The sequence below is a fragment of the Stenotrophomonas sp. NRRL B-14846 genome (assembly GCF_050473585.1).
Classification (GTDB): Bacteria; Pseudomonadota; Gammaproteobacteria; order Xanthomonadales; family Xanthomonadaceae; genus Stenotrophomonas.
The window spans coordinates 1-23,244 of sequence record NZ_JBFLUN010000029.1 but is presented as its reverse complement, the minus strand read 5'-3'; the positions used below and the strand labels follow the sequence as shown (position 1 = coordinate 23,244).

At 65.2% G+C, this 23,244-nt stretch carries 25 protein-coding genes and 1 pseudogene; 7 read left to right on the top strand and 19 right to left on the bottom strand.

Annotated features, from left to right (window positions below; translation table 11 throughout):
- From AB1281_RS24625 to AB1281_RS24615, 3 genes are all read left to right on the top strand, one after another.
- On the top strand, positions 1 to 656 hold a 656-nt coding region (locus tag AB1281_RS24625), incomplete at its 5' end, for a hypothetical protein (RefSeq protein WP_430347267.1).
- Complete coding sequence (locus AB1281_RS24620) at positions 653 to 1,780, top strand: helicase-related protein (protein WP_430347266.1); 1,128 nt, start codon at positions 653 to 655, stop codon at positions 1,778 to 1,780. The genes AB1281_RS24625 and AB1281_RS24620, both read left to right, overlap by 4 nt.
- Positions 1,781 to 1,985: 205 nt before the next feature.
- Positions 1,986 to 6,875, top strand: coding sequence for a PLxRFG domain-containing protein (locus AB1281_RS24615; RefSeq protein WP_430347265.1), 4,890 nt, complete (start codon positions 1,986 to 1,988; stop codon positions 6,873 to 6,875).
- Here AB1281_RS24615 and AB1281_RS24610 read toward each other — a convergent pair whose 3' ends face one another.
- The 15 genes from AB1281_RS24610 to AB1281_RS24540 all read right to left on the bottom strand — a co-directional run bounded on the left by AB1281_RS24610 (position 6,876) and on the right by AB1281_RS24540 (position 16,643).
- Entirely contained in the window at positions 6,876 to 7,196 is a 321-nt protein-coding gene (locus AB1281_RS24610; protein ID WP_430346144.1) for a hypothetical protein, read from the bottom strand.
- A gap of 64 nt (positions 7,197 to 7,260) precedes the next feature.
- A complete protein-coding gene (locus tag AB1281_RS24605; protein WP_430346143.1) occupies positions 7,261 to 8,883 on the bottom strand; it encodes a recombinase family protein in 1,623 nt (540 codons plus the stop codon).
- A 123-nt stretch (positions 8,884 to 9,006) separates the two neighbouring features.
- Positions 9,007 to 9,249: a hypothetical protein gene (locus AB1281_RS24600; protein ID WP_180853795.1), complete on the bottom strand. Its 243-nt coding sequence runs from the start codon at positions 9,247 to 9,249 to the stop codon at positions 9,007 to 9,009.
- Positions 9,246 to 11,168 (bottom strand): DNA cytosine methyltransferase, encoded by a 1,923-nt coding sequence (locus AB1281_RS24595; protein ID WP_430346179.1) that lies wholly within the window; start codon positions 11,166 to 11,168, stop codon positions 9,246 to 9,248. The genes AB1281_RS24600 and AB1281_RS24595 overlap by 4 nt, the downstream gene beginning before the upstream one ends.
- Entirely contained in the window at positions 11,161 to 11,556 is a 396-nt protein-coding gene (locus tag AB1281_RS24590) for an SAM-dependent methyltransferase (RefSeq protein WP_430346178.1), read from the bottom strand. The genes AB1281_RS24595 and AB1281_RS24590 overlap by 8 nt, the downstream gene beginning before the upstream one ends.
- A 106-nt stretch (positions 11,557 to 11,662) precedes the next feature.
- A complete protein-coding gene (locus tag AB1281_RS24585; RefSeq protein WP_099527663.1) occupies positions 11,663 to 11,911 on the bottom strand; it encodes a hypothetical protein in 249 nt (82 codons plus the stop codon).
- On the bottom strand, positions 11,904 to 12,344 hold the full coding sequence (locus AB1281_RS24580; protein ID WP_099527662.1) for a hypothetical protein: 441 nt from the start codon (positions 12,342 to 12,344) through the stop codon (positions 11,904 to 11,906). Before AB1281_RS24580 ends, AB1281_RS24585 begins: the two co-directional genes overlap by 8 nt.
- Positions 12,341 to 13,288 (bottom strand): hypothetical protein, encoded by a 948-nt coding sequence (locus AB1281_RS24575; protein ID WP_430346177.1) that lies wholly within the window; start codon positions 13,286 to 13,288, stop codon positions 12,341 to 12,343. Before AB1281_RS24575 ends, AB1281_RS24580 begins: the two co-directional genes overlap by 4 nt.
- A 122-nt stretch (positions 13,289 to 13,410) precedes the next feature.
- Positions 13,411 to 13,578 carry a carbon storage regulator gene (locus AB1281_RS24570; protein WP_430346176.1) on the bottom strand — a complete coding sequence of 56 codons (168 nt, stop codon included), beginning with the start codon at positions 13,576 to 13,578 and terminating at the stop codon, positions 13,411 to 13,413.
- Positions 13,579 to 13,626: 48 nt separating this feature from the next.
- A complete protein-coding gene (locus tag AB1281_RS24565) occupies positions 13,627 to 14,529 on the bottom strand; it encodes a recombination-associated protein RdgC (protein ID WP_430346175.1) in 903 nt (300 codons plus the stop codon).
- Positions 14,530 to 14,550: 21 nt separating this feature from the next.
- A complete protein-coding gene (locus AB1281_RS24560; RefSeq protein WP_430347264.1) occupies positions 14,551 to 14,868 on the bottom strand; it encodes a hypothetical protein in 318 nt (105 codons plus the stop codon).
- Entirely contained in the window at positions 14,865 to 15,119 is a 255-nt protein-coding gene (locus AB1281_RS24555; RefSeq protein ID WP_430347263.1) for an exonuclease domain-containing protein, read from the bottom strand. The genes AB1281_RS24560 and AB1281_RS24555 overlap by 4 nt, the downstream gene beginning before the upstream one ends.
- 13 nt (positions 15,120 to 15,132) lie before the next feature.
- Complete coding sequence (locus tag AB1281_RS24550) at positions 15,133 to 15,489, bottom strand: hypothetical protein (RefSeq protein WP_430347262.1); 357 nt, start codon at positions 15,487 to 15,489, stop codon at positions 15,133 to 15,135.
- Between the two features lie 103 nt (positions 15,490 to 15,592).
- Positions 15,593 to 15,733 carry a hypothetical protein gene (locus AB1281_RS24545; protein ID WP_430347261.1) on the bottom strand — a complete coding sequence of 47 codons (141 nt, stop codon included), beginning with the start codon at positions 15,731 to 15,733 and terminating at the stop codon, positions 15,593 to 15,595.
- A gap of 460 nt (positions 15,734 to 16,193) precedes the next feature.
- Positions 16,194 to 16,643, bottom strand: coding sequence for a hypothetical protein (locus tag AB1281_RS24540; RefSeq protein ID WP_430347260.1), 450 nt, complete (start codon positions 16,641 to 16,643; stop codon positions 16,194 to 16,196).
- 101 nt (positions 16,644 to 16,744) lie between these two features.
- Here AB1281_RS24540 and AB1281_RS24535 point away from each other — a divergent pair, with 101 nt between their 5' ends.
- The gene (locus tag AB1281_RS24535; RefSeq protein ID WP_430347259.1) at positions 16,745 to 16,870 is read left to right on the top strand and encodes a hypothetical protein; all 126 of its coding nucleotides are present in this window, start codon (positions 16,745 to 16,747) and stop codon (positions 16,868 to 16,870) included.
- A gap of 374 nt (positions 16,871 to 17,244) precedes the next feature.
- On the opposite strand, the gene AB1281_RS24530 is transcribed toward AB1281_RS24535, so the two are convergent.
- The 3 genes from AB1281_RS24530 to AB1281_RS24520 form a co-directional block, all read right to left on the bottom strand.
- Positions 17,245 to 18,060 carry a hypothetical protein gene (locus AB1281_RS24530; protein ID WP_430347258.1) on the bottom strand — a complete coding sequence of 272 codons (816 nt, stop codon included), beginning with the start codon at positions 18,058 to 18,060 and terminating at the stop codon, positions 17,245 to 17,247.
- Positions 18,061 to 18,129: 69 nt separating this feature from the next.
- A complete protein-coding gene (locus AB1281_RS24525) occupies positions 18,130 to 18,354 on the bottom strand; it encodes a hypothetical protein (protein ID WP_430347257.1) in 225 nt (74 codons plus the stop codon).
- Positions 18,355 to 19,270: 916 nt separating this feature from the next.
- A complete protein-coding gene (locus AB1281_RS24520; RefSeq protein ID WP_430347256.1) occupies positions 19,271 to 19,393 on the bottom strand; it encodes a hypothetical protein in 123 nt (40 codons plus the stop codon).
- 252 nt (positions 19,394 to 19,645) lie between these two features.
- Between AB1281_RS24520 and AB1281_RS24515 the strand changes: the two are divergent.
- Both AB1281_RS24515 and AB1281_RS24510 read left to right on the top strand, forming a co-directional pair.
- A pseudogene (locus AB1281_RS24515) lies at positions 19,646 to 19,780 on the top strand (Cro/CI family transcriptional regulator); the annotation flags it as partial.
- Between the two features lie 124 nt (positions 19,781 to 19,904).
- Positions 19,905 to 20,075: a helix-turn-helix domain-containing protein gene (locus tag AB1281_RS24510; protein WP_180853785.1), complete on the top strand. Its 171-nt coding sequence runs from the start codon at positions 19,905 to 19,907 to the stop codon at positions 20,073 to 20,075.
- Between the two features lie 410 nt (positions 20,076 to 20,485).
- On the opposite strand, the gene AB1281_RS24505 is transcribed toward AB1281_RS24510, so the two are convergent.
- Positions 20,486 to 20,953 (bottom strand): hypothetical protein, encoded by a 468-nt coding sequence (locus tag AB1281_RS24505; protein ID WP_430347255.1) that lies wholly within the window; start codon positions 20,951 to 20,953, stop codon positions 20,486 to 20,488.
- A gap of 938 nt (positions 20,954 to 21,891) precedes the next feature.
- On the opposite strand from AB1281_RS24505, the gene AB1281_RS24500 reads away from it, so the two are divergent.
- Positions 21,892 to 22,401 (top strand): VRR-NUC domain-containing protein, encoded by a 510-nt coding sequence (locus AB1281_RS24500; RefSeq protein ID WP_430347254.1) that lies wholly within the window; start codon positions 21,892 to 21,894, stop codon positions 22,399 to 22,401.
- The last annotated feature ends 843 nt before the right edge of the window (positions 22,402 to 23,244 follow it).

Here is a 23,244-nt window from a genome sequence, read left to right as displayed (position 1 = left end):
ATCCCGTTCGAGGAACTGGGATCGACATGGTGCTGGTGGATGAGGCCCACGAGTTCAAGAAGCCGCCGTTCACTACCAAGATGCGCATGAAGGGCTTGCAGACCCAATCCTCAGCGCAGTCGATTGGACTGAACTTCCTCACGCGCTACGTCCGCACCAACAACAACGGCAACAACGTGCACCTGTTCACGGGCACCCCGGTCACGAACACCATGACCGAGGTGTTCCACCAGATGCGGTACGTGATGGCGGAGGAGATGGAGGCGGCCGGCGTCGACCAATGGGACGGCTGGTTCGGATCGTTTGCGCGCGAAGTGCAGGATGTCGAGCTGAACGCGGCTGCCGAATACGAGGCGGTCACCCGCCTGGCCGCCTTCATCAACGTGCCCGAACTGCGCCGGATGGTCGGGCAGTACATGGACGTGGTGTTCGCCGATGACATGCCGGAAATGCGGCCGCGCCGCACGGCCTCTGGCAAGCGGCTGGGCGACAAGACCTTGACCGAGGCCGAGAGCGCTGAGCTGCTGAACGGCCGCACAGAAGGGGCCAAGGACCGGCCGTACAAGAAGGTGGTTGTTGAGACGGCAGACCTGACGGGCCGCAAAAGGCTGCCTTCGAGCGCATCCAAGGGTATGCCCGCTCCTGGCGGGGCATGACCAGCAAGGCCCGAAAGGAGGCCATGCTCGCCGGCTTGCCCGAGTCGCCCATCATCACCGAAGGGCTGGCGAACAAGGCAAGCCTGGATGTTCGCCTGCTGGACGGCGAGAAGTTGGCCGGCCAAGAGGGCCGCGCGGAGGATGACCCGAACAGCAAGGCCAGCCGCCTCGTGCGTAACGTTGCGGACCTCTACCGCAGCCATCCGGAGGCGAATCAGGTCATCTTCACCGAGCTGGGGATCTCGACCACCGCCACCCGCAAGGTGGGCCCGGTGGGAGCGCGCATGGACCAGCGCTACAAGGTGTTCTCCACGATCCAGGACGTGGTGGCTCGTCTGGTCGAGCAGGGCATCCCGCGCGACCAGATTGCCCTGGTGGATGGATCGACCAGCAAGGAAAAGCGCAAGGAAGTTGCCGACCGCATGAACCGGTCGGAAATCCGTGTGGTCATTGGCAGCACCGCATCGCTGGGTGTCGGCGTCAACATGCAGCGCAATCTGCGGGCCATGCACCATCTGGACGCACCGTGGATGCCCGGCGACCTCGAGCAGCGCAACGGGCGCGGTCATCGACAGTGCAACCAGTGGAACACGGTGCTCGAGTACCGCTACCTGACGGACCGACTCGATGGCCGCCGCTGGCAGGTGCTCGCGGTGAAGGATCGCTTCATCAAGGCGTTCCTGCGCTCCAAGGGCGATGAGCGAGTAATCGAGGGAGAGGCGGCAGCGGAGGAGCAGAGCGACATCCTGCAGACCTTTGCGGAGGCGGCTGGCGATCCGCGCATCCTGATCCGGGAAAAGCTCCGCAAGAAGATCGAAGGCCTGCAGTCGAGGGAGCGCCTGCACAGCCGCGGCATCGCTGATTCGCAATCCAAGATTCGCTCGATCAGTAACCGTGCGGACCGCAATGAGGTGGTGCTTTCGAAGATCGAAAAGGCCGGCGCGGTTGACGCCGTGGACACCTTGGTGGCGATGAATGCCGGCAAGGGCTTCTCCATGGACGTTGACGGCAGGGCCATGCCGACCGGAAGGAAGCGAGCGAGGCGATCGGGAAGTGGATCTCGGCCAACATGCGTGTTGGTGATGGCCCGGAGCGAGTGGCCACCTTCGGCGAGTTCCCGGTGAAGGCCATGTGGGACCGCTACGCGGAGGTGCCGCACCTGGTGCTGGATGTGCACGGCGTCGAGATAACGTCGAACCAGCCCACCGTGGCGAGCCTGGAGGCAGCGCTGCGCCGCTACCCGGTCGAAGTGCGGGAGCTGGCCGAAGGCATCGCGAGGATCGCGCGACGGCGGAGCGGTTGCGCAAAGCCACGACGGAGCCCTTCCACATGGGCGACCAGCTCAAGGCGGCCGAGAAGGCGCTTGTGGAGCTTGAGCGCGACATTCAGGCCAATCCGGTTCCACCGCCGGCATGGCTCCGCAGCGGCGCTCCCGTCGAGACCGAGGTGGTTTGGAACGGCAAGACGTTCGAGGTGACCGGCCACCGGTGGACCGCTGACGGCTGGTTCGTGGTTGGCCGCGACGCACGCGGCGAGGTGGCCATTCCGTACGCGGAGGCGACCGACGGCCAGGGCATGCCGCTGTACGAGCCGCGCACCTTCGAATCCCCGGTGCTGGTCGACAAGAAGGCGGCACCGGCTGAGGCCGTGAAGCTGTCACGGCCGGCTGAGGTCGCCCCCCGCGGCATTTCGGCAGCCCAGGCCAAGAAGGCGATCGGCACGGTGACTGCGAAGTGGGGCAGCGAGGCGCCGGCGGTGGTGGTGCTGGAAAGCCATGCCGATCTGCCAGCACGGGCAAAGAGCGATCCCGAGCACGTGAGCGCGGAGGGGTTCTACGACGACTCGACCGGGACCGTCTATCTGGTGGCCAACAATCTGAGCAGCCCGCAGCGCGCTCTGCAGGTGCTGTCGCATGAGGCGGTGGGGCATTTTGGTATCGAAGCCATCACCGGCGACCGCACGTGGGCGGACATTGCGCGGACGATTGACCGCATGCGGGCCGGAGGAAAGCACGCCGCCCTGTTTGCTGAGATCGACCGCCGCTACCGTGGCGCGAATCGGGAAATCGGTATCCGCGAGGCCGTGGCCGTTATGGCCGAAAAGGGCGTTCGCAACAGCGTGATCGATCGAGCCGTCACGGCGGTGCGCAACTTCCTGCGGCAGCTCGGGTTCACGCTGCAGTTGAGCGAAGCGGAGCTGAGGCAGCACCTGGTCGCGGCGTCGCGATATGTCCGAGGCGGAGCGCGTCCGCGCGCGAGCAGTGCAGGTGCTGGCCTGGCCTTCTCCCGCACTGCCGGCGACCTCAACCAGTCCATCCCGGTAGTCGATGTCACGGTGGGCGACATATCGCCGGACCTGCCGCCGAAGGAGGCCCGTCGCGTGGCTCGCGACTACCTGGTGCGCATGCGCGATGCCGGCACGGTGATGCACAACGACGACAAGGGCTGGGACATCGGCCTCACCCGTCGTTCGATCAATGAGCTGGTGAGTTTCCGACCCGAGAAGCTGCTGCTGGTGCCGGCGCTGCCGCAGATCACGAAGGCGGCGGTACTGGGACGGTCACGCCCGAACGCGGACACGTCTGCGGTGAACCCGTCTGGCGATTCGGTGGTGGCCTATCACGACTTCTACGCACCGGTCCGGATCGGCGACGACCTGCGTGTGGCCCGCGTGGTGGTGCAGGAGCAGCGCAACGGGAAGTTCGCCTACGACCTGCAGCAATCGGATGTTCTGGAAAACGTAAGCCCCGCAGAAGCCGTGCGCGAACCCGGTCACATCCAAGGCGCGTCACGGCCCACAACGGGGCTCACGGCGCTGACCCTATCGCAGTTGCGGGATGCGGTCAATTCCGTGGATCGCCCCGGTTGGGTTATGTCAAGACCCGATCAGGTCCGCAGCCCCGAATTCAGGGAGTGGTTCGGTCGGTCGCAGGTGGCCGATGCCAGCGGCGATCCGAAGGTCGTGTACCACGGTACCGGCGAGGAGTTCTGGTCGTTCGATCCGGCAAGGCTGGGCCGTTCTACCGGGCACATGACGGCGCCACTGGGCTTCTTCTTCGATGAGAGCAAGGCGAAGGCGAAGCGGTACGCCGAGAAGGCCGCAGACGGTGTTCCCGCCGATGAGCGCGTGATCGACGCCTACCTGTCGCTGCAGAATCCCAAGCCCATGACCCTCGATCAGTTCCTCGCTGTCGATTCCTTCGAAGAGGCGAAGGCGCTTCGCTCGGCCCTCAAGGCTGAGGGGCATGACGGTATCCACCTTGCTGAAATCGGGCAGTGGATCGCGTTCGAGCCTGGTCAGGTGAAGTCGGCCACGGCCAACACCGGCGCGTTCAATTCGCGTAACGCCGACATGCGCTATTCGAAGCCCGATCCGGAGGCCACTGTTGCGGCCGTGGATGCCGCGTTGGGTGGACCGTCGAGCCGTGTGGCGGACAAGCTGAAAGCGATGTTCAGGGGGCTGAAGCCCGAGAATCTCCGCGAGAACACTCGGCCGGCCTGGCTCGGTGCGCTGACCTTGCGGCATCTGGCCGAGCTGGGCAGCGACTTGCATCTGCAGCAGGTCGCGGCCTACGCGGACCGAGTGCAGCAGATGGCTACCGACCGCAACATCATGCAGGAGGAGGCCGCAGGGATCGCGGATTCCTGGGAGAAGTTCCAGCGCAAGGACCGCGCCGGGGCTGATGCGACCGCGAACCTGATGCACGACACCACGATCGAGGGTGTCGACCCGTCCCAGGACTATGTGCCGTTGCGTACCGGCGCCACCCGCCGCGGTCCCGACGAGATCGTCACCCCTTCCAGCATCGAGCGCCGTAAGGCCTCGGTGGCAGAGGACATGCGCCAGGCGCGATCGTCGGAGGCTGTGGGCCGCCTGGAGGCCGAGCTGCAGGCACTGGATGACTTGCTCGCACAGGAGCAGGCTCGAAAGGCGGTCTACCCCGAGTTGGTCCGGCGCTTCCTGGCGCTGCCGGCCGCCGGCCAGCAGCTCTACCGCACCGCCAAGCAGGCCTACGTCCGCCAATCGGAACAGATGGAGCAGGCCCTGATCGACCGCATCGAAGCACTGCAGGCCGACCGGAAGTCCAAGGCGACGATGGTGAGCCAGATCCGACAGCAGTTCGAGTCGGCGCGTTTGAATGGTCCCTACTTTCCGCTGCAGCGCTTCGGTCAGTTCTGGATCTCCGCCACGGACGCTGCTGGCGAGCCTGCCTTCCTGATGTATGAGAAGGTCGAGCAGTGGCGGGAGGCACAGCGGGAGCTACCCGCGCGCGGCTTCACCGTGAAGAAGGCGGGCCGCAAGCTCGATGAGGCCCGCAGCCTGGCCGGTGCCAGCGGCGGCTTCATGGCCGACCTGCAGGAGCTGCTGGCCAACGCCGGCATTGACGAGAGCACACGCGACGACGTGTACCAGCTCTACCTGCGCACGTTGCCGGAGCTGTCGGTGCGAAAGCACCAGATCCACCGCAAGGGCACGGCCGGCTACAGCGCAGACGCCCTGCGGTCGTTCTCGTCAAACCTCTTCCACGGTAGCTTCCAGGTCGCGCGGCTTCGCCATGCCCACGAGCTGGACGCCGATTTGATGGACATGAAGGCAGCCGTTGACCGGTTGACCGAGAGCGATCCGGAGCGCGCGGCCAAGGGGGCGGCGCTCTATAGCGAAATGAACAAGCGGCACGAGTGGGTGATGAACCCCAAGGACTCCAAGACGGTCAGCGGGCTGACTTCGCTGGGCTTCGCCTGGTACCTGGGCACCACGCCGGCGGCCGCGCTGGTCAACCTGTCGCAGACGGCCATCGTTACCTTCCCGGTGCTGGCCGCCCGCTTCGGGGTCGGCAAGGCGTTCTCGGCCCTGTCGTCCGGGATGGGCCTTGCGCTGCGCACCGCGACGGGCGACATCACCGGCAACCTCAATGCGGAAGAACGTGCGGCGTACCACGTCTGGCGCACGTCGGGCGCGATCGACAAGTCCCAGGCACACAACCTGGCTGGCCTGTCGGAAACGGACACCCGCGCCTTTAACCCTGCGGTGCGCAAGGGCATGCAGGTGATCTCCTGGTTGTTCCACAAGGCGGAGGTAGTGAACCGAGAGGCAACCGCGTTGGCGGCCTTCCGCCTTGCGCGCCAAGGTGGCCAGACGTTCAACGAGGCGGTGAAGTACGCCGGTGATGTGGTGACGGAGAGTCACTTCGACTACAGCAACGCCAACCGCGCGCGCTTCATGCAGAGCAACGCAGCCAAGGTGCTGCTGCTGTTCCGGCAGTACAGCCTGAACATGACGTGGTTCCTGTGGAGAAACCTGTACCAGTCGATCAAGGGCCAGGCACCGGAGGTCCGCCGCGAGGCGCGCACGAAGCTGGGTGGGGTGCTCGGCATGACTGGCCTGTTCGCTGGCCTGATGGGCATGCCGCTGACCTCGGTGATGTTCGGACTGGCTGATGCCGCGGCGTCGGCGTTCGGCGATGACGACGACGAGCCGTTCGATTCGGAGGTGGCGTTCCGCAACTTCCTTGCCGATCTGCTGGGCGCGGATGCGGCCAGAATCTTGGCAAAGGGGCCGGTCGACTACTTCACCTCGGCCAGCATCGGCAGCCGCGTGAGCCTCAACGATCTGTGGTTCCGCGAGCCCAACCGCGAGCTGGAAGGCAAGGAAATGGCCGACTATCTGCTCGAGCAGGCCGGTGGCCCGTTGTTCGGCGGGATGCTGGTCAACACGCTGCGCGGCCTGGCACAGGTCCAAGAGGGGCACACCTGGCGCGGCGTCGAGACGATGATGCCCAAGGCGGTCAAGGACGGCATGAAGTCGGTCCGCTACACCACTCAGGGCGTCAACACCCTGCGCGGCGACCCTGTGATCGAGGATCTTGGGGTAGGCGGTTCGCTGTTGCAGCTCGCGGGATTCTCGCCTGCGAGCCTCAACGAGCGGTATGAAGGCATCAACGCGGCCAAGAACTACGAAAAGCGCCTGCTTGACCGCCGCTCATCGCTGCTGAATGCCTACGCGATGGCGTGGCGGGCGGGTGACGCCGATACGGTCACGAAGGTGTTGGGCAAGATCCGCTCGTTCAACGAGGCTCAGCCGGAGCTGGCGATCAACACGTCCACCATTCGCGACTCGCTGCAGGCCCGCATGCGTTACAGCTCCCGAGCTGAGGGTGGCGTTGTGCTGAACCCGAAGATCGCTGACAAGGCGCGGGAGGAGGCGCGCTTCGCCGAATAGTCAGCGCCTGGGGCGGAGCATCCTCTCGGCAATGATCGGGAGGGTGCATTGCCTGGGGTCGGCAGGATGCCCGACGTAGCCCGTCGGGCACCCGCCGAAGAAGCCGCGCTTCACGAACTGCGGCACGTCTTTTTCACAGCGATCCACATTCGCCGCCGGCGCGTGCTGGCCGTCGGGGCACACCTTGAAGCACGACTTGCCGACCGGCTTGAAGCCGGCAGCGCACTTCGGCTGCGCGTAGCGCGCATATGGGTTTGGTTCTTCGGCAGCGGCAGCGGTGGCAGCCAGAGCCAGGGCGAGCGCGGCGATGATGCGGAACATGACGATCCTCCTGATGTCAGGAGCGAATGATCGCCGGGCGCGGCCGGCGTGTCGAATCGTTCCGCTACAGCGGCGCTGGCAGCGCCTCAGTGGTCAGCTCCTCGCCAGCCCGCCATTCGCCGGTCTGCCGGTCAACGTGTAGCACCCGCGTGCTGCCGCGCTTGGCCACCAGCACCAGATCGATGGTTCCCTTCCATGACCGGGTTTGGACGGGCTCTATCCCGCGATGGTAGATGGCGATTCGCTCGAATGTATCTGCGACCATCTGGCGAGCCTTGATACGGGCGTCATAGTCGAGCGCACGCACACCCTCCACCAGATCGGCCCAGGCCTGCGCCAGCGCCGGCGGCGGCGTGGCGGCAGCGCTGGCCAGCTCGTGCTCGAGCGCGTCTACCTCGGCCTGCTGGCCGGCCAGCGTCTCTTCCAGCTCGCGGGCGCGGCGCATGAATGCAGCCGGGGCCTGGCCGGCGGCCGCCGAAAGCAGAGCATCGGTCACTTTTTCGATCTTGGCGGTGGTGTCGGCGACGGCCGCGCGGGCCACTGCGAGTTGACCGCTGATGCTGGCCTCCCGATTGCCCCCCTCGTGAAGCCGGGTCAGGTTCATCTGGTCGGCGCAGAAGGTCATGAGCGCGTGCTCGATCGGCACCACACTGCAGCTCCCGGAAACCGCGCAGCCCGAGCCCTGGGAGTTTCCGACGCAGATCATGCGGCGGTGCCCATGCTGCGGTTGCCCATCCGCCCGTCGACTGCGATTCATCAGATTCTGCGCGACCATGGCCGAGCCGCAGTATCCGCAGTAGGTGACGCGCATGCCGGCGATCAGGCTGGGGATCTCGCTGGTGCCCTTGCGGCGGATGCGCTGGCCGGCGACGTGCTGCAGGTCGGCAAACTCCTCCGCCGTCAGCAGGGGCGGGTAGTAGCCCGGCAGCCGGTACTCCTGCCCCTCCACCTCGAGCACCTTCTCGCCCACCAGCGCCCGGTTGCGGACGATCTTGTAGAGCTGGCCGGCGGGGTTGCCCCCGTTGGTGATCTGCAGTCCCTGCTCCTCGAGGGCGCGCATGATGGTGACCGCGCCGTTGCCCTCGCGGAACATGCGGACGGCCAGCCGAACGGCCTCGGCTCGATCCGGCACCAGCTTGAACTCGCCGGGCTTGGTCAGTTCCAGCCAGTGCGGGTCACGCCCGTTCCGGATGACCCCGCGCCAGGTGCCGGCGATCCAGCCCTGGCACTGCCGGTGGATTGCGGCGCGCACGCGCTTGCTCTTGGTATCGGACTCTTCGTGCGCCCGGATCATCACCAGGAGGCTGTAGACGAGATCCATGGGCTGGGCCTTGAGTCCAGCCCTGTTGTACTCACGGCCATCGCTGGCGGTCACCACCGTGATGCCGGCGTTGATGATCTGCGCCAACTGGGCCTGAGCCTGAATGGGCTCGGCGCGGCTGAGGCGGTCCAGGCCCTCCACGATCAGCACCGACCCGGAGGGGATCCGTCCCTCATCTATGGCCGCCAGGAACACCCCGAGGGCACCCTTTTTCACGTGGCGCTGGTGGTAGGCGGAAAGGCCCTCGTCCTGCATGGAAAGGGCCGAATCCAGGGTCATTCCGTGCTCGGAGGCCCAGCGGCGAGCGTACTCGAGCTGGCGGTCGGCACTGCTGCCGGCCGCCTGCTTGGGATCACTGAAGCGCAAGTAGCTGTAAACTCTCGCCTTTGTAGCCATAGAGCCAGGTGTCGCAGTGTCGGATCGCAGGAGTATAGGGTTTATTTCTTTAGGGTGCCCTAAAGATCGCTAAAATATACTCCTGCTGCCGGGTCACTTCTTCGCGCCCGGCTTCTGCAGCACCCGCATGTGGCCCTCGCCGATCAGGAAGTTTCGGTAGGCCAGTACCGATGCTTCCCACGCAGCCTTCGCCACCTCCGGACCGGCAGCCAGCACGCGGCCATCCGCGTCCAACACTGCCAACGATGCAGGTCGGCCGTCGGCGCCCACCACCGTGATGCCCTCGAACACCACCGCAGAAATGACTGGTGGACCCTGTTCGTTGTCGCACTTCATGCCGCGTCCCTCATCAAGCTCATCACCAGGGCCTTCGCCGTGCGGTTCGGTACTGCGTTGCCGATCTGCTTGGTGATCTCGGTGGCGGTACCGGCGAAGTCGTAGACCTCGCCCTCGTCATCGAACGACGTGGCGCGGGCAAGTTCGCGCCAGTGCAGCATCCGGTAGTTGATGTCGATCACCACCTCGTCGGCCAGCTCGGCGGCCGGCTGAGCGAGCTGCACATGCCCGCTCGCGGTAACCGTGGGCATCGGGTTATCGACGCTGTGCGTGCGTGGAGTCTGCCCCGGCGCTTCACCGAAATTGGGCACCAGGAAGGGCTGGGCGAGTGCCAGCGACTCCGATGTGGTGATGGTGGCGAGCGGATCGCTCACCGGACGCATGTCGCGGACCCGGCCAGCACCGACGTTCCCGCGCATCACAATAGGCTCTGCGAGCGCGACCTCGTTGGATCCCGTCAGGGCCGGTACCGGATCACTGGCATCCAGAATTCGACTTGCAGGATCGCGGCCGTCGCTGTCGCCATGGCCGGCGCGCATCAGCACAGGCTCGGCCAGGCCGAACCGTGCCTTGGTCGTTACCGCCGGCACGGGCTCCGCGATCGAGGACGCGGTGAGCCCTGATCCGCCGCCGTAGTACGGCGCCACCAGCGGCATAGCCACCGCCTGGTCGCCGCCCTTGGCGGTGGTCACCGTGCGTATCGGCTCGGCCACCGAGCGGGGCACGCCCGCGCTGCTGGTGTTCGAAGTCGGGACGATGATGGGTTCCACCAATTGCGGCCGCGCACAACCGGGGCGCTGGCTGCCCGCGCCGCCGGTTGTGATGGTCGGCAAGGGCTGGTCCAGGTCGCGGGCTACGCCGCCGCTGCTGGTCGCCAGCACCAGCCCCACATGGGTGCCGCCGGCCGTGAGGGTCGGCACGGGCTCGTCCGTGGACCGAGAAGCGGACTGCAGGTGTTGCTCGCTGGTGCCGCGCAGGTTCAGCAGCATCGAGTCGGCGTGGACCAAGCCCAGCTCGACGGCCTCTTGCCGAGTGAACACCAGACGCGGTTGCCTGCCGTCGAGGAGCGCCTGCACGGCGTCGACGTAGGGCTGGGGCCAGTTGTACTTCACGGAGCCCGCGAGGATGCGGCGAAGGGTATTCGGCTTCAGCGCCTTCTTCCGGTGGAAGATGCTCTTGCCGGTCATGGTCCAGTCGATAACCTCACGTGCACCACGCCACCGCTGGCGGGTGCCGAACAGGTCGGTACCGCCCACGCGGTCGTGAGTGAACTCGGGCCACGTCAGGCGCTTCCCGTCGCTCCGACCGATCAGGAAGAAGCGACGGCGGGTGGTCGGGTCGCCATAGTCGGCGCAGCAGACCACCTTCCAGTCGACCTTGAAGCCCACCGCTTCCAGCGCCGCTACCCAGGCGCGGAAGTATTCGCCCTTGCGGCTCGGGATGGGCCGGCCGGTAACCAGGCTGCACGGGCCCCAGTCCATGAACTCCGGCACGTTCTCCACCAGGATGCGCGCGACACGCAGCTCGGTGCACCAGCGGACCACGTGCCACGGATCCATGCGCTGCTGATCGTGCACAGGACGGCCGCCGCGGGCCCTGCTATGGAACACGCATGAGGGCGCGGCGATGAGCAGGTCGAGGCGCCCCTCGGGCACCAGCGAGAGCGGCAGGGCGGATTCCAGATCAGCGCAGTGGATGCGGTCAGCGTCTTCCCGATGGTTACGGCGGTTGGTCTCGATGGCGACCGGCCAGTGATTCACGCCGATCAGCTTCACCGGCCGATTGAGCTGTCGCATGGCGCGCTTGGCACCATTCGACAGGCCACCGGCTCCGCAGAACAGGTCGCCGATGAGGGCCGGACGGATTCGTGTCTTGGTCCGCGTAACGCGGATGTCGGGTGAGCGGGAGCCGTCAGCCATTGGCAGGTTCCTTCATGAAGCAGATCCAGTGCGTGCCGGCGCGCTTGCCGGATGGATGGCCGAAAAGAGGAATTGCATCGGTCAGGGCCAGCACGTCCCGCGTGGCCACCTGGACTTCGGACCATTTGAAGATCAGAACGCCCTCGGGGCGAAGCACGCGGAAGCACTCCGCAAAGCCCGCACGCAGGTCCGCACGCCAGTCCTTGCTGAGCCGGCCGTACTTGGCTGCCAGCCAACTGTCTCTGCCAGCGCGCACCAGGTGCGGCGGATCGAACACCACCAGCGGGAACGAGCCGTCGGCGAAGGGCAAAGCACGGAAGTCCAGCATGCAGTCCGGGTGAATGGACAGCACGCGGGTGCCATCGGCGCGGTGGGTGCGGTCGATCACCGTGATGGTTTCGTGCCGCAGGTCGCCGAACAGGACACGCTGGTCGCTGGGGTCGAACCACATCATTCGGCTGCCACAGCATGGGTCCAGCACCAGAGGCGCGTTGTCAGCCATCGCTCTGCTCCTCGTGGCCAGGGCAACCGCCGCCGGCGTAGTCGAAGCCCTCGCAGGCGGGGCCGAGCGGAATGACCTTGTGGCCCGCCTCGAGGTGATCCAGCAGCACGTCCTTTGCTTCATCGGCGTTGAGCTTCCTGCCGGTGCTGGATTCGGTGAACATCGCGGCCAGCTCGCGCCGTGTCATGTTCTTCAGCGCGCCGCGCACGTCCAGATGGATGTGTCCGTAGAAGTTACCCATGGCTGCCGCCCCCTGGGACACCGCGCCAAATGTAATCGCCTTTGTCCTCGACCATCTTCGGCTCGCTCTCTTTGCAGTGGCATTCGATGCCGACCAGATGCTCAGCGACGGGACGCCACCAGTTACGGACGATGCCGTTGGGCACATGGTTGTCTTCTTCCGCCCCATCCATGTCGAAATCAGCGATCACTTGGCGCGCGTCAGCAGCGCTGCAGCGCTTCCCGTCGCGGCTGATGCTGATGTGATACTCGGGGCCCTTGGAAATGTCGCCCGGATCGGAAGCCACTTCGACGGCAGAGAACACCGTCAAGCCTCGCGCCGGATGGCGGAACGCCAGCGCGTCATATCCGAGGGACACCCAGGCCGGGGGATTGGGCTGCTGGATCCAACCAGCTCCGGCCTTCGGCCGTTTCGGTGCGATGAGCTGAATCACAGCGTCACCGCCTTGGGGGCAAGCAGGGTGCGGAACTCTGTGATCACTTCGGTGGCGATGCGCTCCACGTAGGTGCGCTCATGCTTCTTCACGTGCTCATGTCGCCCGCTCAGCATGTTGCCGGCCACGTAGTCGGCATCGCACGCGGCAACGAACTGCATCACCGTGCGGTCGCCCATAGCGCCCCAGAACCCGCACCATGCCTGCCCGTAGCAGGTCACCACGATTCGGCCACGCCCCAGCTCGTAGTCCTGCACGAAAACGTTGATAGGATCGAGCCCATTGCGACGTGGGATCTCGACCAGGCGGATGCCGTGCGGCATCTGCCCCAGGTCCACGGGCTGCGCAGCCGCATCGGCACGCGCCGCCTTCCAGAACGGCTCAGCCCAGTGACCGGCCGGCGGCGGCGTGTGGCCCTGCGCGCCGACCATCAACGTGCCGGTGATCACGTCGCACACGCGGGCGCGGATACCTGCCGGGTCGGCATCGAGCGAGTAGGGCAGGTCCAAGGCCTGCGCAGGCACGGATGCATCGGCGCTGCCCGGCAGCGGGGTGTCGAAGTGCAGCGCGTTCTTGGCTTCCTGCTTCGCCCTGATCTTCGCCATCACATCGGGCTGGTTGATGCGAGCCAGCTCGGCGTCGCCAGCAGTGTGCATGTTGAGGCCCGCCACCCAGCAGTAGCCGGCCAGGGTGACCATGACTCCGCCGACCTCCTGCGCCGGATCGCCGTCCGGGCGACCGAACACGTAGTCAACCAGGGTGGGCACGCGCGCCTTGTCGTAGCCGTGAGCCTGCAGCAGTTCCAGCACTTCTTCCAGCAGGCGGTCGCCGCGCTCGGTCATGTTGCTGTAGAGCGACGGCAGGAAGCACTGGCCCATCCACTCGGCAACGTCAGCCTGGAAGCTGCTCCCCACCGGCTGGCGGGAGGCGAGTGCAGCCTGCAACGTCTGCAGCTCTTGCGGTGCGACGACGACCCCGGTAGCAAGGGCCGATCCGCCGCTCGCCGTGTCTCGGAACCAACGCGCTTGCGGACGGGCAAGCAACGTATCGATGAGGTTGGCAGCGTTCATCGTGCTGCCTCCTTCTTGGCTCGGATCTCGGTGCGATCGATCTCGATTTCTGCCGGTGCGTCGAACGCCAGGCGGACCTGGCCGTTCCTGATTTCGGCAACAACAATGCGGATGTTCTCGCCGATGACGATGGACTCGCCGGCGCGGCGCGTGAGGATGAGCATGTGGGTTCTCCAAATTCCATGGAGCCGGCCGCCGGCGCGGCCGGCGTATCAGACGTAGCGGGTCAGGCGGAATGCCTGCTCGAGGGCGTCGAACAGCGCGCCGACCTCACCGACCTGCAGCACGAACCGGGCATCGATCTCGGCCCGCCGGCTGTCCACGTCAGTGACATCGAGCTGATCTACAGCCCCCTCGAGGAAGCGCAGCTTGCGAACGGTCAGATCCTCACCGAGGAGGAACGACAACCGATCCCTGAACACGAGCCCCAGTTTCGTGACCTGCTTTCCGGCGTCCAGGTGCTTGTCGATCTCGTCGCAGCGCAGCTCCTGGTTGTTGCACTTCACCACTGCGCCGCCCTGTACGGGATCACGCAGCTCCGCTTCCTCGCCGAGGCTGATCCCTTCGGGCAACGGCTCGCCGGCGATCCAGCCCGTCAGAACGGCACGGGGGGACACCTCCGCGTTGACCGGCATGGCAGGGAAGGATCCGAGTGCGCCCCGGATGGCGGACATCATGTTTTCGCCGGTCTTGCGGCTGGACGTGTCGACAAACACCACGCCGCGCGCGTGGTCGAGGTACATGTCGTTCCGCCGATAGGTCACGAATGCTTTGGGCAGCAGCTCGTGTAGTAGATCGTCCTTGATACGCTTCCGCTCGCGGCCACCTGGTCGGCGCCCCTCGCTTTCCTCAATTTCGGCCAGCTTGCGCTCCAGCATCTGATGGACGACGACGGCCGGAAGGATCTTCTCTTCTTCGCCGATGGTCAGCCACAGCGCCCCAGCGACCTCGTGGGAAAGCGGCTCGCCATCACCGCGGCCGAAAGGCGACACGAAGCCGGCGGAGTTGTATTCCAGCGGTCCGACCGGCTTGAGGGCGGATGCCTCGAGGCCATCCTGCAGCTCGAACATCGTGATCTGCGGCGCGCGGAACATGGTCAAATTGCGAAAGAACATGTGATTCCCCTTCTCGCCGCGTCAGGCGTTTTCGTGGTCGGCCATGGCCCAGTGGATTTCACGGCACGCCACCATGTCGGCGTGGGCTGTGTGAGCGCCGTCGAACTCGCGCCCCAGGAAATGCCTGTGCGCGTCGATCAGCTTCGGATTCTTGGTCATGCCCATCAGCGCCTTGGCCGCCTTGGCGGTGCACTGCGCGGTGCCTGCCTTCCATTCGTCCGCGACTTCTGCGGTCGCATAGCGCTTCAACGCGATTCGGAGGATCCGGGCATCGAAAGATTCGACATGGCCAATGCGGACATCCGACAACCGCCACATGTCGAGCACCAGCTCGGTCACAAGGCTTTCGTCAAGGCCACAATTGCTCGGCCTGCTCCGTTGGTGATCCCGTGAATGCGAGTTACTTCCTCGGGGATGGTCCAGCCGTCGGGCTTTACGAGCACATCGATGGACGAGATCACTTTACGGGTGGTCGCATCCACCAGCGATGCGGCGACCTGCACCAGGTGCGGCTGGTGGGGGGCGTCGGACGGTTCGCTGAAAGCTGGGAGGCCGGTGGTTTCAGTGTCGTAGAAGAAAATCAGGGACATCGTTGATCTCCAATCAGGCGCGGAAGCGCCAAAGGGGTTTGAGGGAACAGTTGGATGAGGCCGCCGGGGCTGCGCCGGCCTTCTCGATGCGCTTCTTGATCGATGCGCGTTTAGTCACGGCGCCCCAGCTCCGTGCGTCTGGTGGCGGCGGCAGCCCATTTGCTTCTGCCCAGCGCCTCGCCTCCTCGATGAGGAAAGGCTCGGCGTGCCTGGCGGGCGAACGCGACCAGCAATCCAGTGCCTGTCCCGCTCCACTCGCTTTCAACCCGGTTGCGTGGTTGACCGCGCGTTCCATTCCGAGCTGTGCGCGTTCGAGCGCAGGCGTGAAATCAATCGCGAGCTGTCGGCACGCTGGTTCGTGGTTTCGCATGTGATACCTCGTGTGCACAGGAAGGGGCTATGCGGCGGCGCCGAGCCAGACAACATCCACGCCTTCGCCCAGGTCGGGGCGTTCTTCAAGGTGCCTGCGACGATCACCGTGTCGACATGGCCTTCGCCACCAGGTGATCCATCCAATCCAGTGCATCCCCGCGCGCCAGTGGTGAAAGCACGTCGAAGCGGTCGAGCATCAGGATGCGGGCACCGGCAAGCTCTGCGATGGCGGCCGCGAACATGGCGTCAGCTCGCCACTGCTCAGATTCGGAAACCCAGCGCGTAGGGACGGCCGCCGTAGGTCAGGGTGATGTCGCGGGTGACGGCTGCGGGTCGCCAGCCGGCGACGGAAGCGGCCGCGGCAAGAGTGGCGTTCACCGGGTCCAGCGCTCGGGCCAGCAGGATCGAGGGAATGCCCTCGGGTGCCAGGTTCTCCTCGGCCAGCTTCCATGCGGCCGCATCATGGTGATGGCGCGCGCGGCCTGTTCAGTGCGGTGCTTCGCACGTTCGTGCTGTGCCCGAGCATCGAGGAGGGCGCGGTGTGCGCGGTCGTGCTGCTGCAGCAACTCATTCACATCAGCCAGCAGATCCGGTGCGCGCAGCCCTCGTCGGTGGGAGCTTCCGGGAAGGTTGGCCAGCGTGGACGCGGCGGCCTGTGCGCAGGCGAGTGCCCGGCGAGCAACCTGCAGTTGCGTGTTGGCGTCATGGGCCCGCACCTTGGCGGGCGGCGAGGTCGTTGCGCACCTTCTGCACGTCGGTGCCGTCGGATTCGGTGGCGGCGACGAGGCGCTGCCCATCGATCCGGATCGACTTTCCCGCAGCATGGGCATGGGAACGCCGCCACTGGCACCGGGCTGCAGTTGCACCTGCAGCTTTGCGACCGCTGCCAGCCGTGTCGTCGTAACAACCTGCTGGGCCATGGCGAGGGTCGCCCTCTGCTTTACCCTGACCGTCGGACTGCGCCTGCAACTCTGCCAGCTTGTCCGGTGGCAGCATGGCTTCAACCTTGGCAATCGCCGCGTGCAGCGGAGCCACGCGCGCCCGGAGATCAGCGATGGCAGCGGCGTGCTCGTCAATGGCGGCCTGGTCGGGCTCCTCGACCTCAACCGTTGCGGCCCAGCCCTCCGCCTTGGTGGAAACCGTAGTTCTCACCGCTCACCGCGCGCCAAGCGCCGCGCGCTTCAGTGGCCTTGTCTCGAGCGTGGGCCGCCGCCGCCTCGAACCCGGCGCGCAGACGTGGCAACAGGTCTTGAATGATTGTCAGCGCGAATGCCCTGGGCCTTCATCTGCTCGGAGACAGCCTCGCCATTCGCCTTTACACCGGCGATGGCAAAGAGCAACTTCCGGCGATCCTTGTCATCCAGCCGTGCGAACTGTGATGCCTCGAGGCAGAGGTCGAGGTGCGGGCTTTCCGGAGCATCACCCGTAAGCTTTGCCGTGGACACGGTGCGGCGCAGCGGGTTTCCGTCGACCTCCACCTGGACATAGCCTTTGCTGGCACCCTCGGTCAGCAGCAGGTTGCGGTCCGCAACTCTGGTGACTGCCTCGGGGCATTGCGCCGGTCAAGCGAAGCGGACCGGCCTGCAGCAAGCTGGACTTGCCGTCGCCATTCCCGCCAGCGACGAACAAGACAGGCTCAGTAAGGGCGTGCTGAAAGTGGGGAAGGCCAAGGAAGTTGGATACGGTAATTCCGGTGATACGCATAATTGCTCCTGCATTCTGTAGGTTGATATTGTGAAACCTTGTGGCGCAGTTACTCAATGATTCGGCGTCCGCTGCGCGCTTTCGGCTGTGCGTCTTTGGTTGGCGCCGTGTCGGTCGGAGGCGCCGAAGGCTCGTCTTCGGCGGGCGATCTTGGCTCCGCAAGATCAATGTGCGCGGCAGCGCTGCGTGCACGATCCGCAAGTTCATCCAGCAGGCCGGGCATGCCCCGGTCGTGGTCGTGTTCGATGACAGGAGAAGGCGACTCGCGTGCGTAACCCGGAGCATTCTCGAGATAATCCAGCTCCTCGACCGTGTGCAGACCGAGCGTTACGTCGCTGGCGTTCGTGCGGGACCAGAAGGAAGCCGCGCGATACTGGAACATCTGGTCGCGAGAGCGTGTTCCACTTCGACTTCTGGCTGCCGTTATCGCGGTCCCAGCCTTCGCCGATGACCATCGCCCAGTCCACCCACGTGCCCTGCAGGACATCGCCCGTTTCGATCTCGGTCGCGTAGGCGCGGCAGCCGTAGTCGCCAGTAGGCTGCCCGGTGCCATCGTCGGGGGAGCCGCGCCACTCGAACTTCGATTCGACTGAACAGTAGGGCACGCGTTGATGAGGCCGATCAGGAATGCGCCGCGCAGTCCTGGCCGGCCCTTCACCACGTCCATGTTCTGCATCAGCATCACCGGCGACACGCGCAGACGTGCGGCGTAGTCGATGGCGATCAGGCAGTTGGAGGGATTGCCTTGGTACGGGGCCGGGATCACCGTGGAATCCGACAACATGCTTGCCATCTTCACGGCCAAGTTGAAGGCGTTGCCGTGGCTGAAAACGGTGTGCACACCTTCGAAGCTGGTGGCGTCCATGGCCAAACCACGTTCGATGCTGGCGGCTTCTCGGGCCGGGGAAAGCGCAGTGGATTGTGTGGAATCGGGTCATGCTACCTCGTCGGTGCCGTAGTAGGCGTAGCTGGGGAGGGAAATCTGTCGGAAGCTGGTGGCATAGCCCGGCCAGCGGTCGGTACGCAGACACTCGGCCTGGATGCGCATACGCCGCCTACGCAACCCCATGCCGCGCTGCTCGGCCATGGGATCCAGGTAGTAGGGCTGGCACACATACGGCGGAGTGTCTTCGCAGGCCAGGAAGATGAAATGCTTCACTGGGGTGCCGCATGCGGCACCTCCCGCGCAGTAGTGAGCGGCCTGTTGGTCGTACTGGTAGTTGGCGATGGAGCGTGCAAAGGCCTCCTCGCTGGCGTCACGGGTCTTCTTGAGTCGAGCATGAACAGGCCTGGCTCGTAGTTGTCGATACGTGCTTGCACGCGAGGCCGGTTTCATCGTCCTGCCATCGCAATGTCGCCCTCGCGAATCCCACCAACCAGCAGGCCCGCCACTTCATCCGAGTGCGAACGGATGCTCTCGGCCATGCGCTGGCAGCGGTCGTAGTCATCAACGCTGACCAACGTGCGACCCTTCGTGGCCGGCGAGAAACATCGCCCACCAGTCGAGCGCAGCGCGGCTTTCGCGACCCTGGCGATTTCGCGTTGAGTTGCCGCGAAGTGGGGCGGGCGGGTGCACCTGCAGGGATCACCGCATAGGTGCGACTGAACACGTCAGGTTCGAGCGTCGCGCAATGGAACGCTCTACCGAACCGCGAAGTCCTTGGTGTCGCCATCGGACTGAGGGTTTTCCACCCAGTACCGGAAGTGGGCGGGGGAGCGCCCGATATGGCACAGGGCCGGTGTGGTTGGCCACGTCCAGGCTGCGTGCGTAATACGTGCTTGGCGCTCGTCAGGAATGAGACGAGCGCCGTCGATTGGTGGCGTCATGGTTCGCAAGGTTCAACATGTGACACCTGCGACAAATACAGCTTTCCGCCGAGGCGTCAACCCCCCGGCTCGATTTTTCTAAATCAGATCCGGCGCGCCAGTGCCGAGGCGAGCTGGCGAGGGTCTTGTCGGATACGTCCGGGGTGTCCATCAACACGTCGTACAGGCCGGCCACACACTGGGCCAGGTCCGCGTGCTTGCCGTTGTCCGGCAGCGCGGCGGCGAGCGCGCGCTCGAGCGCATGCGTATCAAGTCGAACGGTGGAGGCCGCCTTTGCCTTCTGCGGTCCCGCGTCCGCTGGAAATCCACTGGGCAGAGAAGCCAGTTACCGCCTCGATGGCGAACAGGTTGTCGTTGGTGGGGTTCTTCACGCCCGTCGCGTTCCCACTGGCTGACCAGCGACTTCGTAACGCTGGACCCGCCTGCCTTGTTCACTGCCATGCCCAGTTGCTCCTGGGACAGGTTGGCGCTGATACGGCGAAGCGTATGCGTTCCCCTTGGGTGCGGGGATTCGACGGCGCAGCGGTGCGCAGGGGTCGGCTCGTGGTCATAGGTAGCAACGATACGCCGGGCAAGGTGTGACATGTTGACCACCTAGCGACAAGCGTGCTTTCCTTTCCGGCATGTCAACGATCCTTCGCACCTCAAATGTGCTCGCTTACTTCGGCGGCAATCGCGGCGAAGTCGCGCGCGCCTTCTCTCCACCCTTGACCCGCCAGGCCATCCGGCAATGGGGCGAGTTCGTGCCCGAGTTGCGGGCGCGGCAGCTCCTCGAAAAGCACCCGGACCTGCAGGCAGCAGTGCTGGACCCAGATACGGGCGGACCCGCATGGAAGCGATGCAGGACCGCCTCGGAACCCCGGTTGCGGGGAAGTGAACGCAGTGAGCAACGCATTGTTGATCCGCCGCCGAGTCCGCGACGTGTCCCAGCGTGCCGTGGCGCGCCAACTCGGGTGTTCGGCCGCCACGGTCGGCCGAATGCTGCAGGGTATCGACCAGTTCGCCGCGCTGCTGGCTGCCCTGAACATCCACGCAGTTGTGCGGGCGGAATGACATGGCTGGCGACTGGATCAAGGTACGCACCGGGCTTGGAAGGCACCCCAAGGTTGTCCGCATGGCGTCCGCATTGAAAAACGGACAGATTGCGGGTCGTTGGCGGACTGCATGCGGTGTGGTGCCTGTTTGACGAGCACACCACCGATGGCGTGCTTGAGGGCTACACGTTGGAGCTGGTGGACGAGCTGATCGGCCTACCCCGGCATGGCTGGTGCCATGTTGGATGTCCGTTGGCTGGACGACAGCAAGCCGGGATGCCTTGTGCTGCCTGAGTTCGACACGCACAACGGCGCATCGGCCCGGCGTCGGGCGCAGGACGCGGACCGGAAGCGCCGCGGGAGCGGAGGGAGTCCGCAGGCGGTGCGGACGGGAAGCGGACCAGAGGAGAAAGAGGAGAGGAGATTCTTCTACTCCAGATGGTAATCAGCTACCCACTTGGGGGGCTGGACGATCCACCGCCACCACCGCCACGCGAGGGCTACTTCGAGGGGCATGCGGAAGACCAGGCGCCCGTTCTGAGCCCTGCGGCGCCGATGGCCATCGCGCTCAACCGGCTTGGCTTCCGATGCACCAGCTACACGCCCGACCTGATTGCAGCGGCTGCCGAAGGTGTCACGGTCGAGCACGTTCTGGAAATCGCCGGGTGGGCTGAGTGTCGCGGGAAGCCCGCGACCTACGTAGTCGCTATCGCACGGCGTGAGAACGCCGAACGCCAGAATCCACCTCCACAGGGAGTGAGCCATGCAACGAATCGGAGAGGTAGTGCCGTCGAACGGATCGAGGCGGCAGTTCGCGCGGGACGCGAGGGAGATCAGCAGCGAGGCTGGGGCGCAGACGGCTACATCGAGGGCCGCGCCGACCGTATCGAATGACATCGTTGACTACCTGTGGCTCCGGATGGGCGGCCTGTACGGCGCAACCTGGGAGCGCGATTACGGCGCCAATCCTCGGTCATCGGCCGGGCGTGAGTGGGGGCTGACTCTCGCCGGTATGTCGCACGGCAGCAGATCGATTCCGGCTTGGAGGCCTGCCGAGTTGAAGGAAGTGACTTCCCGCCGTCCGCTCCGCGATTCCGCGCGATGTGTCTGGGCGTGCCCAGCCTGGGGCGGGTGAAGTTCGAGCTGTCGAAGCATTTCAAATTCCGCTCCGCGTTCACTCGCGCGGTTTGGCGGTACCTGGATGTCTATGCCTACCGCGCTGCATCGGCACGTGTGATGCCGAGCGGATGCTGCGTGACGCATACGACGTGGCGAAGGAAGCGGTAATGCGGGGCGAACCCCCTGCCGCACGTGGTGGGCGAATTGGAAGCGCCGAAAGGCCGGCCGCACAAGCCGGCAACCAGAGAGCAGATGCGCAAGCACCTTGCTGACAATCAGCGCCACGCTTGGCCTGTCGCCGAGCGAAGCTGAAAGCATGGGCAAAGATGGATTATTGCGTGCCGGCGATTCGCGTGGTGATTCCGACTGAGCACTGCTCGGTCGGTGCTGCTGCGCACGGCAAATTCCAAGGAACCAACAGACAGGGGTAGTACCGTATGAACAACGCAATTGAGCACCCACCATCGTTCAAGCTCGGCAATATCTGGCTGGTCGCGGCCAACCTCGCCCGCACACGCTGCGGATCTTGGCGGCGGAGCGCCCATGGTGGTGACGATTGACGCGGATGGAATGTTGGAGGCCGTGGGCCCGGACCACCCTGACTACAGCCAGCTCCTGACAGCGCCTGGCTTCGTGTGCACGGTCAGCGCGGCATCGAGCAATGAGCGCATCGCGGGGCGTATTCGCGCAGCCGCTACCGCGTTGGAGATCAGCAGTTGATCGGTGGAAACACGATGCGAGGAGGCGCGGGCACTCGCCCGCGTCACCCGGAAGATGCGCATCAGAAAGCGTTGTTCGATTGGGTGGCGGCAGCGAGCGCGCAGCTACCTGACCTGCAGTACCTGATGCACGTTCCGAACGGCGGACGGCGAGGGAAGCTCGAGGCGGCCAGGTTGAAAGCACAAGGCGTTCGCGCCGGCTACCCCGATCTGGTTCTCGATGTGGCGCGGGGCGAATATCACGGTTTGCGCATCGAGTTGAAGGCGACGCGAATGGACCTGGGGAGAAAGCCCGAGGTTTCAACAGCGCAGCGAAGCTGGTTTGACCAGGTTGCAACAGCAGGGGTATCGGGCAGATGGTATGCGAAGGCTGGTTGGCAGCACGGGAGGAGCTGCTCTTTTATTTGGCCCTCGAGGTTTAACATTGCGACACCTATAGCGAGTGGGGATCATGCGGAATTTCAAGAAGAAGCGGCGCCCTGGAAACAGGGCGATGAGAAAGTCTGAGGCAGCACGCGTTGATGAGGCGAAAGTGACGGTGTGCATCCCGTGCTTGATCTGGTCGGAAATGGGGCGCATGCCGCTTGAGCACGTGGCCACCTGCAGCGACTACAACCACGTGAAGTCGGGGAACATCCGCATCAGCCATGCGCACGGTTACGCCGGATGCCTCTGGCATCATCGCGGGCGCATCGAAGTGGACGGTTGGACGCACGCGCGGATGCGCGCGAGTATTCGGCCCAGTCTGGCCGAAGGGTCTCACGCACGTTCCACGAGACATTCGGAAGCGACGATTACCTCATTGCGCGCCAGACGGCGCTGCTGACGGGAGAGGCGAGCGTGAGCAGGAATGTCGGAAAGACCATGGCGAGGCTCAGCCCCGCGCAGCCTGCCGCTGCAGGTGGCCGGGTCACGCGGTACGGGCCAGCCAGAGCTGACCGCCATCGACATCGCGAACGCGCTGGCAAGTTGCCGGCGGCGATCACCGGAAAGCGCTGGCAGTTGATGTGCTGTGCCTGCGGTGGTGGCCTGCGAGGATCGAAGGGCCCATGCGCGTGGTCGGCCATCGAGAGGTGAAGCGACCACCTGCCACCAGTCGACGGCAAGCCCCGCTTCTACATCGAGCGAATGCCGGTAGAGAAGCCCAGCGAAAGCAGAGGCATTCCTTGGCATCGCGTCGCTACTGGCGCGGGCACTGTCCGGTCGAGGCGCGCAAGGTGCTGGCACCCAAGACCCTCGCCAAGGTGGGGGAGCCTGCGTTTCTTCAACGATGGGCGAGGGCGGTCATCGATGAGTCTACAGAAACCCGCACCACTGCCCGTGTGTCGGGATTTTGGCCGACCAGGTGAG